Genomic DNA, 14,530 nt, shown 5'->3' on the forward strand with positions numbered 1-14,530 from the left:
TGGCTTCGCGCAGTTGGAGAGGTACGCGACGCCGCGTGACGACCCCCCGGCTGAGCCGCTATGGAGTACCCCCATGCCTGTGTCGAAGCACCGCCACCGCCCGCGGTACGTCACCCGACGCGCGATGGGGTGCGGCCGGCGCCGGGTGAGATCGTCCCGGTCCCCTGTCCGCGGTGTCCGGTGATTTTGTGCTGCCCGGGCTCCGGCCCATCCCGTCCGTCTGCCGAGTGGGAGCGGACGACGCATTCCCCGCGTTTCAGTCCTTCCGTGATTTCTACCTTGGAGGCACAGTCATGGGCTCATATGCCTTTCCCAGAGTCGTCGTCCGCCGGAAGATCCGCGGCCCGCTGCTGGCGCTGGTCGTCGGCGCCCTCGGTGCGGCCACCGCACTGGCCGCACCGCCGCCCGCACACGCCGCCGAGAGCACGCTCGGCGCCGCAGCGGCGCAGAGCGGCCGCTACTTCGGCACCGCCATCGCCTCAGGCAGGCTGGGCGACTCGGCGTACACGACGATCGCGGGCCGTGAGTTCAACTCGGTGACGGCCGAGAACGAGATGAAGATCGACGCCACCGAACCGCAGCGTGGCCAGTTCAACTTCACCGCCGGTGACCGCGTCTACAACTGGGCGGTGCAGAACGGCAAGCAGGTGCGCGGTCACACCCTGGCCTGGCACTCCCAGCAGCCCGGCTGGATGCAGAGTCTCAGCGGCAGCACGCTGCGCCAGGCGATGATCGACCACATCAACGGCGTGATGGGCCACTACAAGGGCAAGATCGCCCAGTGGGACGTCGTGAACGAGGCCTTTGCCGACGGCAGTTCGGGAGCCCGGCGCGACTCCAACCTGCAGCGCACCGGCAACGACTGGATCGAGGTCGCCTTCCGCACCGCGCGTGCCGCCGACCCGGCCGCCAAGCTCTGCTACAACGACTACAACATCGAGAACTGGACCTGGGCCAAGACCCAGGGCGTGTACAACATGGTCCGGGACTTCAAGCAGCGGGGCGTGCCGATCGACTGCGTCGGCTTCCAGTCGCACTTCAACAGCGGCAGCCCCTACAACAGCAACTTCCGCACCACCCTGCAGAGCTTCGCCGCCCTCGGCGTCGACGTGGCCGTCACCGAACTCGACATCCAGGGCGCCTCGTCCTCGACCTACGCCGCCGTGACCAACGATTGCCTGGCCGTCTCGCGCTGCCTCGGCATCACCGTCTGGGGCGTGCGCGACAGCGACTCCTGGCGGTCCGGTGACACGCCGCTGCTGTTCAACAACGACGGCAGCAAGAAGCCCGCCTACACCGCCGTCCTCAACGCACTCAACGGCGGCTCCACCACGCCCCCTTCGGACGGCGGTCAGATCAAGGGCGTCGCTTCGGGCCGCTGCCTGGACGTGCCCAACTCCAGCACCACCGACGGCACCCAGCTCCAGCTGTGGGACTGCAACAGCGGCACCAACCAGAAGTGGACGTACACCTCCGCCGGCGAGCTCAGGGTCTACGGCAACAAGTGCCTGGACGCCGCAGGCACCGGCAACGGCACCAAGGTCCAGATCTACAGCTGCTGGGGCGGCGACAACCAGAAGTGGCGCCTGAACTCCGACGGATCCATCGTCGGCGTCCAGTCCGGCCTCTGCCTCGACGCCGTCGGAGCCGGCACCGCCAACGGCACCCTGATCCAGCTCTACTCCTGCTCGAGCGGCAGCAACCAGCGCTGGACCCGGACCTGATGGGACCTGCCACGAAGGAAAGGGTGAGTCCATGAGGACCTACGGTGCGGCTCCTCCCGTCCGTCCACGAAAACATCGCTGGTGGTCCCGGGTCGCCGCCGTGGTGGCGACGGCGCTCGCGATCGGCATGCTCGCCGCGGTGCATCCGACGCCCGCCGAGGCGGCGACGGTGGACACCAACGCCTGGTACGTGCTGGTCAATCGCAACAGCGGCAAGGCGCTGGACGTCTCCGGCGCGTCCACCGCCGACGGCGCGCGGGTCAACCAGTGGACGCGCAGCGACGGAGCCAACCAGCAGTGGCAGTTCATGGACTCCGGCGGCGGCTACTACCGCCTCAAGGCCCGCCACTCGGACAAGGTTCTCGATGTGGCCGGCGCCTCGACCGCAGACGGTGCCGCGATCCAGCAGTGGGCCGACCACAACGGGGCCAACCAGCAGTTCCGCCTGGCCGACTCCGACGCGGGCCACGTCCGGCTGATCAACCGCTCCAGTGGCAAGGCGGTGGAGGTTCAGGGCGCCTCCACCGCGGACGGCGGCAACGTCGTCCAGTACACCGACTGGGGCGGCGCCAACCAGCAGTGGCAGATGGTCAAGCTGTCGTCCGGCGGAGGCGGCGGATGCGGCAGCGCACCGACTCTGGCCAGCGGTACGCACACGATTCAGAGCGGCGGCAAGAGCCGCAGCTTCATCCTCAGGGTTCCCGCCAACTACGACAGCAGCCACCGCTACCGGCTGATCTTCGCGTTCCACTGGCGGGGCGGAACCGCCGGCGACGTCGCCTCGGGCGGCACGAGCGGGACCGCCTGGTCCTACTACGGCCAACAGGAACAGTCGAACAACACCGCGATCCTCGTCGCCCCCCAGGGCCTGGGCAACGGCTGGGCCAATTCGGGCGGTGAGGACATCACCTTCGTCGACGACATGATCCGGCGCATCGAGGGCGGCCTCTGTGTCAACCCGGCACAGCGTTTCGCCACGGGATTCAGCTGGGGCGGCGGCATGAGCTACGCCCTCGCCTGCAGCCGGGCGAACGTCTTCAGGGCCGTCGCGGTCATATCCGGTGCTGAGATCAGCGGCTGCAGTGGCGGCACCCAGCCCATCGCCTACTTCGGAATCCACGGGGTCAGCGACTCGGTCCTCAACATCGCGCAAGGACGGTCCCTGCGCGACAGGTTCGTCAGCAACAACGGCTGCACCTCCCAGAGCCCGCGCGAGCCCGCGCCGGGCAGCCGAACGCACATCACCACCACCTACGCCGGCTGCCGTGCCGGATACCCCGTCCAATGGGCCGCTTTCGACGGAGGCCACATACCCGGTCCGGTCGACGGCTCCTCCGGCGAAAGCGGCGTCACCACCTGGACCAAAGCAGAGATCTGGAGGTTCTTCGCACAATTCCAGTGACACGCCCGCACCATGGGGTGGAGCCAGGACGTCCTGGCTCCACCCCGCCGACGTCTGCCCTGGACTGAAGGCAGAAGAGGCCCTTCAGGAGAGCTCCTACGCCTTCGGACTGCTCACGGCCGGCGAGCGCGACGGTGGCGGTGATCCCGGACGGCGCATTGGCCGGCACGGGCAGGAGAGCTGTCCGTGGATCAGATGCCGCTCGGACACATTCCCGCCGGGTCCCCGGCGGCCCCTGCCGCGAGCTCGACCTGCCGGACCGGTCCACGCGTGCCAGGCCTGATGGAAGGCTGTCGCGGTTGTGCAGGACGGTTGCGACGCTGTGATCGCACCAGCCACGGCCTGGTCGCCCCACGTACGGCCGGCAATTACCTGACAGCTCCTGACCGCAGCCGGTGTCGGGATCGCGTGGCCTGTCGGCGTCTGTCGGCGGTGTCATGAGCCCTTGGTGATCAGGAAGAGCAGGCCGGGCCCTGACAGAGGTGCCCGCGGTCGGCACCGGCAGGTTGTGGGTGAGTGGCAGTGGCCGGCTGTGGCGCATCGCTCGCTGGACCGTGGGCCATCGCCGGTAGGCCGTGGCGCACAGCAGCGTGCCCGTCAGCGCCGGGCACCCCACCAAGTGCCTCTCCGACCGGCGGGCGGGGTCACAGACGCGGCTGGATGTACAGCACCTCCGAAGAGGTTCAGTCCGCCGGCTTGCGGGCTGCCGCCGCCCTCCGCTCGTCGACACCGGCCCCGTCGACCCCGGCAGCCGGCGCTCCTGCCGTCTGTCAGCCGGAGAACGCCCTCTCGGTATCTCCGTGCTGTGACTGTGATGTGCGAAGAACTGTCCACTGGGTAAGGGGAGTTGGGGATACAGCGACCTAGGGACGCATGAGCGGCGGGAGCGGCGCGAGCGGTACGGCCGCGGCTGCCGGGGGAGGAGCGGGGGGTGCGTTTCACGCTCGGTGTACAGGCGGCGAGCGGCGACCACGCGGGGGCCACGGACGAGTTGTACGACTGGCTGCGCCAGGATCCCGAACTGCGCGGCCTGGTGCGGCGCGACCTCGCGGACAGCGCGCTCGCGGGAGCGATGGGCGGCGTGTGGAGCGAGCTGCTGACCCTGCTGCTCGCCCCCGGCGGACCCACCGCGGCGGCGGGCGCCGCTCTGGTCGTCTGGCTGCAGAACCGGCGGAGCAATGTGACCGTCACCATCAACCGGCCTGACGGCACCCAGTTGGTGGTCGCCTCCGAGAAGGTCCGGCCGCTGACCGCGGAGGGAACCGGCGAGCTGGCCCAGCGGGTGGCGGAGGCCCTGAGGGAGCCCTCGGCCCGCGAGACGGACGAGCGGGAACCGGCCGGAGACGACCCGGCCGGAGACCACCCGGCCGACGAAGACGGCTCCGGCCGGGCCGAGGGGGCACGCTGACCATGCCGTCAGAGGGAGGGGCAACGCCGTCAGGGGGAGGGCCCGCGCCGTCAGGGGCAGGGACGGCGCCGTCCGCAGGAGGGCCGGACCTGACGGGGCCCGGCTGTCACGCGGTCGTGGTCGGCACAGGCCGCCACCCGGGAGACCGGCTGCACGATCTTTCCGCGGCCGTGCCGTCCGCCGAGGCGCTGGCCGAGACGTTGCGCACCCACTGCGGCATGGGCGACCGGGTCCGCGCGCTGATGAACCCCGCGTCGCCGAGCGAGGTGCTGGAGGCGCTGGCGGAGGCCGCCGACCGGGCGGCGCCCACCGAGGAGCGGCCCGAGAGCGGCATCGTCGTCTTCTGCTTCGTCGGCCACGGTCTGCGCGGGCCCGGCGGGCGGCTGTATCTGGCGACGGCGGCGACGAAGTCCCTCACGGACACCGCCCACTCGGTGCCCTACGCGGAGATCGAGCGCTATCTCGGCGACGCCGCCGCCGACCCGGTGCTCATCCTCGACTGCTGCTTCGCCGGGAACGCCCGGGAACCCGACCGCGCCCCCGCCCCGGACCCGTTCGGCGCGTCCCGCCCCCAGGGCAGCTTTCTGCTCGGATCCGCCCAGCGCAACACCCTCGCCTACGCCCCCGAGGGCGCCGAGTACACCCTGTTCACCGGCCATCTGCTGGAACTGCTGCGAGAGGGCGACGCGGGCGCGGCCCGCCTGCTGACGCTCGGCGGGGTCTACCGGCTGCTCGACCAGCGGCTCCAGGGCGAGGCGGCCCGCCCCTACGGCGGCGGCACCGCCCGCATGGCGGAGCTGGTGCTGACCACCAACCGCCGCTATCCCGAGCATCCGGCCCCGGACGCCCAGCCCGTGGCGGACGATGACCCGGACGCCATGTGCCCGTACCCGGGCCTGCGCCCGTTCCTGCCCGAACAACACCACCTCTTCTTCGGCCGCGAGGAGCTGACCGAGCGGCTGCTGGCCCAGGTCGCCGCGACCCGGCCGGGGGAACCGCTGGTCCTCCTCGGCAACTCCGGCGTCGGCAAGTCGTCGCTGCTGCGGGCCGGGCTGAGCGTCGCGGCCCAGCGCGCCGGACTGGGGCCGGTGTGCCTGGTGCCCGCACCGGGCGTGCGGCCGTTTCGGCGGCTCGTCGAGGCGTGGGCGCGGGCCGTGGACCGCCCGCTCGCCGACGTCATAGGCGATCTGGAACAGGGACGTTTCACCCCGCCGGAGCCGGAGCCGGAGCCGGAGCCGGAGCCGGAGCCGGGGGCGGAGCCGGAGCCGGGGGCGCGGCGCGGACTGGCGCCCGGCGTGCTGGTCGTCGACCAGTTGGAGCAGTACTTCACGCACGGCGCCGACGAGGCGGAGCGCGCCCGGTTCGCCGCCGCGCTCACCGCGGCCGACGGGCCGCGCGTCGTGCTGGCGCTGCGCGCCGACTACCTCGGCGACGTCCTCGGCGACCCGCACCTCGCCCCGTTCGCCGAACGCGACCACTTCGTCGTGGGCGCCCTGAACGACGCCGAGATCGAGGCGGCCGTCGTCGAGCCCGCCCGCTACGCGGGACTGCGGTGGGAGGCGGGCGTCCCGCGCATCCTGGTGCGCGAGGTGAACGAGGAACGGCGAGGCGGACGCACCGGCGACTCGGCGGCCCTGCCGTATCTGGCGTACGTCCTCCAGGAGATCTGGCTGCGGCGGCGCGGGACGACGCTCACCTACGCCGCGTACCAGGAGGCGGGCGGCATCCGCGACGCGGTGGCGCGCGCAGCCGACCGGATCCACGACGGCCTCGACGACGACGGCCGCGGGCGGCTGCGCACCCTGATGCTCGCCATGGTGCAGGTGGCCGACGGCGAGGGCCGGCTGGTGCGCCGCCGGGTGCCGCGCCAGGAACTGACCGGCGCTCGGGACCTGTTGCGGCTCCTGGCCGACGCCCATCTCGTCGTGGTGGACGAGGACGGCGGGGCGCAGCTCGGCCACGACTCGCTGCTGTATGCCTGGGAGCGGCTGACCGGTTGGATCGAGGAGGCCCGCAGTGATCTGCTGCGGCTGCGGCGGCTGACGGCCGCGGCGGAGGGCTGGGATGAGGGCGGACGAGGGCCGAGCGGTCTGTGGCGGGGCTTCGACCTGCGCGAGGCACGCGAGCTGACCGACGGCCGGGCGGCCGGGGCGGCGCCCGTACGGCAGGTGGTGCGCGACTTCGTCACCGCGAGCGAGCGCGCAGAGCGGCGCCGACGCCGGGCCGTCCGGACGTGGGTCTCCGTGCTGTCGGCGCTGACCCTGGTGGCGGCCTGCCTGGCGGGCTGGGCCTTCCACGAGAACGGGCGGGCGGCGAGCCGGGAGCGGGCCCTGATCGCCCGCGAGCTGGCCGGCCGCGCCGACCGCATCCGCGGACGCGACCCGGGCACTGCCCTGCGCCTCAGCCTGGCCGCGTACCGCACGGCCCAGACCCCGGAGACCCGCTCCAGCCTGTACGCGTCGGCGATGACCCTGACCCCGGTCCACCTCACCCCCGAAAAGCCGCACCGCGAGCCCGTCCTGAACCTCGCCTACCGCGCGGACGGCAAAGTGCTGGCCGCGAGCCACCGGGACGGCCGGGTGCAACTCTGGGACCTGACCGACCCCGAGCGGCCGGCCGAGGCGGGCCGCTTCCGGGTCAAGGGCCGGCCCGTCCTCGCCCACCACCCCGCCAAGCCGCTGCTGGCCGCGCAGACGGGTACGGAACTGACCCTGTGGAACACAGCCGACCCCGACCGTCCCGAGCGGCTGGCACGCCTCCCGGTCAAGGGGAGCGAGGCGACGTTCAGCGTGGCGTTCAGCGCGGACGGCCGGACCCTGGCGTCCGGCGGCGACAAGGGCCGACTGCGGCTGTGGGACGTCTCCGACCCGGCGCGCCCCGCCCTGCGCGCGCAGCGCACGGTGGCCGACGCGGAGCTGATCTCGCTGGCGTTCACCCGGGACGGACACCACCTGATCACCGGCAACGGAAACGGGCCGGGCGAGGGCGGTCACCCCGCCCAGGTGCGGCTGTGGGACCTGTCCGACCCGGGCCGGCCCGTCCTGCGCGACACCGAGCGGGCTGCATCGGTCATGTCCGTCGCCGCCCACCCGCGCCGCGACCTGGTCGTCTCGAACGGCGGCGGCGGGGAGACGGCCTGGTGGCGTGTGGTGGACGGGCGGCAACTGCGGCGGGTGTCTGCCGAGGACGGCCTGGGCGGCTGGGGCAGCTACGACGGCATGCCGCAGCTCGCCTTCAGTCCGGACGGCAGATTCCTCGCCGGGGCCGACCGCGACGACGGCGTACGGCGGCTCAGGGCGACGGCCGAGCCGGCCGAACTCGCACAGGCCGAGCCGGATCTCGGTGTGCTGTCCGCGGGGCAGCCGGTCCAGACGGTCGCCTACAGCCCCGACAGCCGCTATCTGGCAGCCGGCGAGGTGGGCGGCGAGATCCGGCTGTGGACCGAACACGCCTGGGCGCCGGAACTCCCCGGCCACCTGCCCCTCCAGGAGGTGGCGGGCACGGGCCCCATCAGCGCCGACGGCAGGCTGCTCATCACCAAGGAGGAGGAGCCGGACTACTCCGAGACCACCCGGATCTGGACCATCGGCGAGCACGGCTCGCCGAAGCTGCGCTATACCTTCCCAAAGGACTGGGAGGCCAACTGGTTCCTGACCGGCCGGCAAGGCGACCCGGTCCTGCTGGCCCACCACTGGGCGGGAGGGCGCGACCACACCCTTCAGCTCTGGCGGTTCGGCACCGAGGGCACGCCGCGCAGAAGCACGAGCATCCGGTACACCGCCGACATCTCGCACATCACGGTCAGCCCCGACGGCCGGCTGCTGGCCGTGGGCTCGCGGGAGGAGCCGGCCATCGCCCTGTGGGACATCGGCGACCCCGCGAAGCCCGTGCACCGGGCCGACATCCCCACGCAGGCGAAGGGCGGGCTCTTCGACACGGGAACCCTGTGGTTCGCGGGCCCGCACACCGTCGTGACCGTCGAGAGCGGATGGCACCTGCGGCTCTGGGACGTCTCCGACCCAGGCCGCCCCCGCAAGGGCGACAAGATCGAGGACGGAGCGCTGGGCGAGGGCGCGATGTACGACGACGACTCGAAGCTGCTCATCACCGAGGAGAGCGGCGACACGATCCGGCTGTACGACCTCTCCCAGCCGGCGCGTGCGGTCGAGGGGGCGCGCGTCCCCGCCGCTCCCGGGAGCTACTTCCCAGCCGGGAAGGACCAGCTCGCGACCGCGGTCGCCGACGGCACGATCGAGTTCTGGGACGTGTCGGATCCGGGCGAGCCGAGGAAGAAGGACGAGACGGTACGCCTCGACCGAGCCCTCACGTCCCTCGACCTCACCGCCGACGGCCGCCACGCCATCACCGGCAACCCCTACCGCATCTGGTCCCTGGGCCGCGACGGCCGCTGGGCCACCCCCGAGTTCGCCACTCTGCAGGGCGCGCAGTCCGTCCGGCTGCCCGCGGGCGAGAGCTGGCTGGCCGTCACCTCCGTGACGGACACGCCGGGCCTGTCGAACGAGAATCACACGTACATCCTCGACTACGACACCGACCGCCTCTACGAGGCCATGTGCCGCTCACAGCCGGTCAATCTGCCGAAGGACCGCTGGAACGCGCTGTTCCCGCACCTGGAGCACCGCGTCTCATGCACCGAAGGAGAGTGATCACCAGGTGTCCGGTAGTTCGGTAACGCCTTCGACGACGGCTCCAGCCCACCGCACATTTGTGTCGAATTGTGCGTCGGGGGCGGCAACGCGAACGTGGGCGCCGATCCGGCTCCCGGGACCCCTGAGCGCTGACCGGTCTGCAGCGCCCCCCACCACCCCGCACCCGACGCCCGCGCGCCTTGGGGTCGTCCGTCCGCAACGGCCCGGGGACCTCCGGTGGTGCAGCGATTATGGCGGCTTCCGAGTACGTGCGCAGTCGGTGAAGGGCAGGCGGAATCGGCGGTGATGCGCTGGCAGGCGCGGTCTTTCACTCGGGCCACAGGGGGTAGAACCTGTCTGGTATTGGAGGTCATGCCTGTCAACTCGCCACCGATGACACCCACTTGACTGAAGGCCAGATCAAGCAGCACCTCACGGAAAACGCCGAGGGTTTGGGAGGCTGACGCTCGTGGAACCCCAGGTCATGGTGAGTCTGGCGACTACAGGAGTTGCCGCGTTGGCGGTCGTCGCGAGTCTAGTGACGACATTGCTGTCACTGCGCGCTAAACGGGAGAACACGGCGGCACAGGTCCGGCGCCAGTCATGCCCTCGCGCCACGGCGAATGGAACACTGCACGGATGACCTCTGCCTCTGCGTCCGGTCCCGCTGAGCGCTGCCGCACAGGCGTTGTGGGCCGACGAGTACTGGCGGCTCGACGCACTCGGCTCCCAACTGCGGCTGCCCGCAGCCGTGATGCTCCAGCCCGAACGCCTCCTGCCAGCAGGCAGGGTCTACGCTGTGACCTGTGGCCACCCCATGATCGTTTGTCTTCACACCGATGATCAACGGTGGCCGCACCCGTCTCCACACCGCGTCAGGTCGCGCAGCGTCTGCCTGCGGTGCTGTGTATCGGAGGGCTTGTGCAACGTGGCGAAGTCTGGTGGGTCCAGTTCGACGAGCGGAGGTTGGTCGTACTGCTGTCAGGAGACGAGGCGTCCGGATTCCAGGTGATGCAGGTCGTCGCTCCGGCGGGCCTCGACATCAGCGGTCTGGGCATCGAAGTGACGGTCGGCGCCGATGAAGGGCTGCCGCTCGAAGGCGTGCTGCGGCTCGCGTTCCCGCGTCCAGGCTTCACCCCGTGCACGTGGCTGACCACCGTGTCCCGGGACGACCTGATAGAGCGGGCGGCCGTCCTGTCCTCCAGGAAGCTCAGCGAGATCGATGATGCCCTCCGACTCGCTGAACAAGCACAGGAGCGGACCCCGGCAACGACCGCGAAGCTCAGCGAGCCAAGGGACGCCCTCCGTCGCGGTGAACTCGGGTAGACGGAGAAGGTGCCGATGCCCGCGACGGCATGGACGATCTCTGGCGAGGTGATCCACGCTGGACACCTGCCGCCTCGACGCCCCTCACCATCGAGACAACGATCTACGGCTGGAGTATCAGGGGGTGCCGCCGACCGTGCCCCCGGACCGACGGGCGGTCGGCCCGTCCCGTCCGGGGTCGGACCACGTGGTCCGGTGGTCATACGACGGCGCTGGCTGCGGCGATGCCGCCTGATGGTCTCGAGCTTGTCGGTGGGCGCCTTCGGTAACGGCGCAGGCAGGTGCGGCGCCTACTTGCACGGCACTTCCGTCACGGCGCCCGGGACCGGCACCGGCTCGTCGGTGAAGTCCGGTCCGTCCACCTCGACGGCGATCGCGAACTACAGCTGGAGTACTAATCTTTGGGGGTGAGCACCACATAAGTGACGGCTGTCCCGTCATCCATGACACCCCTGAAGAATTGCTCGTTCAGCAAGGGTGAGGTGGTGAGAACGGAAGCCAACACGCCTGCGGCCGAAGCGAGGAATTCCAGAACCGCAGGTGCTCCCACGAAGAGCGCGTCTTCGATTGCTTTCTGACCGGTCTCGGTGAGGAGGTCCGTGAGGAGCTCACTGATGGATTCTTCGACGTCGCTCGGCGGGTCAGGCGGGCCGTTGTAGATCTGCACGTAGTAGCCGCGCTCCTGACGTGGACTGACCGTGATCCGTGCATCGTCTCGAATGGGCTTGCCCTGCGGCGCCTGTGACGGTATCGGGATCAACGTGCCGTCCGGGTCAGGCGCGGCTTCGAATCGGGTCGTGTCGTCGCTTGCCGGGTTGGGAAGTGTGTCTGCCATGTCAGACCCTCCGATGTTCGCCCAGCCGCAATGATTGAGCCGAGCATCAGCTCCCTTGGTGTCTATGGGTCCCGAATGGGGTTGCTCAAGGAGCCACCAAACGCACACTGCCACCCGGGCCGTTCTGCGTAAGAGAGGGTTGGGCTCGGCGGCCGGACATGCCGATATGGACCTACTTCGAACGTACACCCAAGGCGTGAGCGCCGCTCGGCGCAATTCGACCGCTGTGTTGAGAATTCAACTGGTGACCGGTCAATGAGCTCATCCGACAAGCTCGGCTCCCGCGCAGGGTGCTGTAGATACCGCGTTCGACCGAGTCGGCTACCGCGAGGGCCATGGGGGGTCACCTGCGGGATCGACAGCATTCTCGCTGCACGGCCTGACGAGTTCGTGCGGCTGAACTCGTCGCCAAGGTTGGCCCGTTGTGGCATGCACTACATCAGGCTGGACACACGTCGCTACCACGGTGCCAGGCGGTAGGCACAGGGGCGAAGCGCAAGCTGTCTTCGTTGATCGCTGCTGGCGACGCTCGTTCACCTTCGCCACGGTGTCACCCACGATGTGCTGACCTGTTGGTTGGAAGCCGACCGCTCCACGATGAGGCGTTCAATCGGTGAGGCGTGCTCGGCTGCACGATCGCCTCGGCGTCCGGCTCCGTAGTCTCGCCGAGGTCGTGCACCATCCCGGCGCGTTATCCCGAGGCGGACTGACCACCAAGGTTCACCTCGCCTGCGACGGTCGCGGCCGGCCCTCGCCGTCCCGCACACCGGCCAACGCCACGACAGCCTCTGCGCACGTTCTCTCCTGGCGGATCGCTTCCCACCTTGCCCTCAGCTGCACGCGGTGAAGCCACGCGATGCCGGCCCCCACCGCGAGCACACCCAGGACGACCAGGACCCACCAATGGGCCATGAGCCAGTTCACGACAGTCACCACGACGGCGACGGCGAGCCCTGCGGCCACCAGCAGGCCGATCAGCCGCTCGTCCGCCCGCTGCCGCCTGACGGTCCTGCGAGTGCGCCGCCGCACCGGCGAGGACCGGGACGTCACCGTCCGCCTCTTGCGGCGCGGGGGCTCACCGGCTGGCCTGCGTGACGCCGCTCGCCAACTGCCGCAGGACGTCCGCGATCCCCTGTCCGACCGGGGTGGGCGACGGGCTCATCCGGGTCGACGTTTCCCGGTCAAGGCGGAGCGGGCAGCCGGGGAGCGCATCCGCGGACGATGGCCGTCAGTGCGTGTCGGCGCACGCCTCCGCCTCCGCCAGGTACCGCGCCACCGGCCCCAGCGTCAGCATCCCGCTCGCCCCGCCCGCGTGTTCGGTGCGGGCGGCGTGCAGGGCCGTTGCCGCGCGGGCGGCGATCCGGCGCTCGCCCAGGCCGGCGGCGGCGTGGGTGGTCAGGCACCAGAGTGCCTCCTGCATGTGATCAAGGGGCGGTTCGGGCGCCATGGCCAGGGCGGTACGGGCCTCTTCGTCCCGCTTGCGGGCCAGCAGCACCAAGGGCTGCGTCCACGGGCGATACGGGCCCCAGTCGAGGGCGGGATCGGTGGGCGCGGGACGGTCGTGCAGGAGACGGAGGCCCAGGAGGGCGAGGGCGAACAGCCCCCGGTGCAGCCCCGGCATGGCCGCTGTCTCGGCGAGGGCGTCTTCGGCGGCGCGGTAGTGCGCGGCGGCCGTCGCGGCGGTCGGCCCGCCCGGTTCGGTACTGCGGGCGGCGGTGGCCCGGGCACGGAGCCAGCTGGTGAGGACGGGGACGAGCAGGGCCTCGGTGCTGACGGCGAGCTGCTCGGCGGCCTCGGCGTGTGCGGTGGCGGCGTCGAGGTCGCCGAGGGCGGAGGCGGACTGCATGCGGATGAGTCGGCCGAGCACGGCGAAGCCCGGCAGTTCGTGCCGGGTGGCCAGGTCGAGGATCTCGGAGCCGATCGCGTCCCGGGCCGTGGCGAGCCCGGGCCGGGCGAAGGAGTGGAGGAACACGCCGTTGAGGGCGAACACGAGCAGGGCGGGATCGCCCAGCTCCCGGGCCAGCGCCTCGCCCTCGCGCGCTGCCTGCTCCGCGCGCCTTCTTTCGTCGACGGACAGATCGGCGCTGCGGCTCTCGATCGCGACGGTGGCCAGCAGGCGGGCGCGCAGTTCGGCGGGGCCGTCGGTGCCGAGCGCGGTGAGGGTACGCTCGGCCGCCGCCACGACGGCGCGGGACTGAGCGGGATCGTCGGCTCGGGTCCAGAGGGCGGGCACGTCGTAGGCGCCGATGACGCGGGCGGTCAGGGTGACGTCTCCGGTGCGCTCCGCCGCCTCGACGGCGGCGAGGCGGTCGCGCCGTGAGTGAATGAGGGCGTCACCACCCGCGAGCGCCAGCGTGCGGGCCAGTTCCGTGGTGGTGCGCGGTCCGAGTCGTACGCCCGCGGTCCAGACGGTGCGAGGGGGATGGAGCGTCGTGGCTCCGCGGAGGATGTCCGTCTCCAGGCGTCGGAGGTCGGCACCGGGGTCGAGCCCGAGCTGGTCCGCGAGCATCGTGCGGGCGCGGCGGAGGGTGGCCAGGGCGTCCGCCTGACGGCCTGCCCGGTGCAGTGCGCGGGCCAGCAGCCCCCAGGCCGGTTCACGCCAGGGATGTTCGGTGACGTGGGCGCCCAGTTCGGCGACCAGCTCGGCTCCCGAACCGGCGTCGAGGAGGAGGCGGGCTCGCAGTTCCACCCCTTCCAGCCTCAGCTCCTCCAGCCGGGTCCGTTCGCGCTCGGCCCACGCGGAGCCGGTCACGTCGGCATAGGCGGGGCCGCGCCAGGCAGCCAGGGCGGCGTCCAGGTCGGTCAGCGCATCGGGTGTACGCCGAGCGCGGGCCAGGGCGTCCTCGAACCGGTGGACGTCCACGCTGTCGCGCGGCAGGCGCAGCGCGTAGCCGGGACCCTCCGTGACAAGGACGCGCGGCGGGGTACGCGGCGGCCGGCCGGGTTCGATGGCGCGGCGCAGCGCGGCGACGAACGTACGCAACGCCCCCACGGCGCGCACCGGCGGCTCGGCCCACAGGTCGTCCACGAGGGTGTCGGTGGCGACCATCCGCCCCCCGGCGGCGACAAGCCGGGCGAGCACCTCACGGTGGCGGGGCCCGCCCAGGTCGACCGCGGCGCCCTCGTCGTCGAAGGCCCGCACGGCACCGAGTACGTCGATTCGCATGCCCTCCATCTTCCGTGCCG

General features: G+C 71.4%; 8 protein-coding genes. 5 read left to right on the top strand and 3 right to left on the bottom strand.

From position 1 onward, the window contains the following. The first annotated feature begins 293 nt into the window (after window positions 1–293). The 5 genes from RKD23_RS38655 (at window position 294) to RKD23_RS38675 (ending at window position 10,509) form a co-directional block, all read left to right on the top strand. The gene (locus tag RKD23_RS38655; protein ID WP_424858020.1) at window positions 294–1,724 is read left to right on the top strand and encodes an endo-1,4-beta-xylanase; all 1,431 of its coding nucleotides are present in this window, start codon (window positions 294–296) and stop codon (window positions 1,722–1,724) included. A 31-nt stretch (window positions 1,725–1,755) separates the two neighbouring features. Beyond that, window positions 1,756–3,126, top strand: coding sequence for an RICIN domain-containing protein (locus tag RKD23_RS38660; RefSeq protein ID WP_424858021.1), 1,371 nt, complete (start codon window positions 1,756–1,758; stop codon window positions 3,124–3,126). Between the two features lie 931 nt (window positions 3,127–4,057). Then, entirely contained in the window at window positions 4,058–4,534 is a 477-nt protein-coding gene (locus RKD23_RS38665; RefSeq protein WP_424858022.1) for an effector-associated constant component EACC1, read from the top strand. A gap of 116 nt (window positions 4,535–4,650) precedes the next feature. Next, window positions 4,651–9,201 carry a caspase, EACC1-associated type gene (locus RKD23_RS38670; protein WP_424858023.1) on the top strand — a complete coding sequence of 1,517 codons (4,551 nt, stop codon included), beginning with the start codon at window positions 4,651–4,653 and terminating at the stop codon, window positions 9,199–9,201. 903 nt (window positions 9,202–10,104) lie between these two features. Further along, window positions 10,105–10,509 (top strand): type II toxin-antitoxin system PemK/MazF family toxin, encoded by a 405-nt coding sequence (locus RKD23_RS38675; RefSeq protein WP_424858436.1) that lies wholly within the window; start codon window positions 10,105–10,107, stop codon window positions 10,507–10,509. Window positions 10,510–10,903: 394 nt separating this feature from the next. Here RKD23_RS38675 and RKD23_RS38680 read toward each other — a convergent pair whose 3' ends face one another. The 3 genes from RKD23_RS38680 to RKD23_RS38690 form a co-directional block, all read right to left on the bottom strand. Next, window positions 10,904–11,344 (bottom strand): hypothetical protein, encoded by a 441-nt coding sequence (locus RKD23_RS38680; protein WP_424858024.1) that lies wholly within the window; start codon window positions 11,342–11,344, stop codon window positions 10,904–10,906. A gap of 720 nt (window positions 11,345–12,064) precedes the next feature. Continuing rightward, the gene (locus RKD23_RS38685) at window positions 12,065–12,394 is read right to left on the bottom strand and encodes a hypothetical protein (RefSeq protein ID WP_424858025.1); all 330 of its coding nucleotides are present in this window, start codon (window positions 12,392–12,394) and stop codon (window positions 12,065–12,067) included. A gap of 178 nt (window positions 12,395–12,572) precedes the next feature. Beyond that, window positions 12,573–14,510, bottom strand: a complete 1,938-nt coding sequence (locus tag RKD23_RS38690; RefSeq protein WP_424858026.1) for a BTAD domain-containing putative transcriptional regulator — start codon at window positions 14,508–14,510, stop codon at window positions 12,573–12,575. Window positions 14,511–14,530 lie beyond the last annotated feature (20 nt).

This window comes from Streptomyces sp. SAI-170, from assembly GCF_049739565.1.
GTDB lineage: Bacteria > Actinomycetota > Actinomycetes > Streptomycetales > Streptomycetaceae > Streptomyces.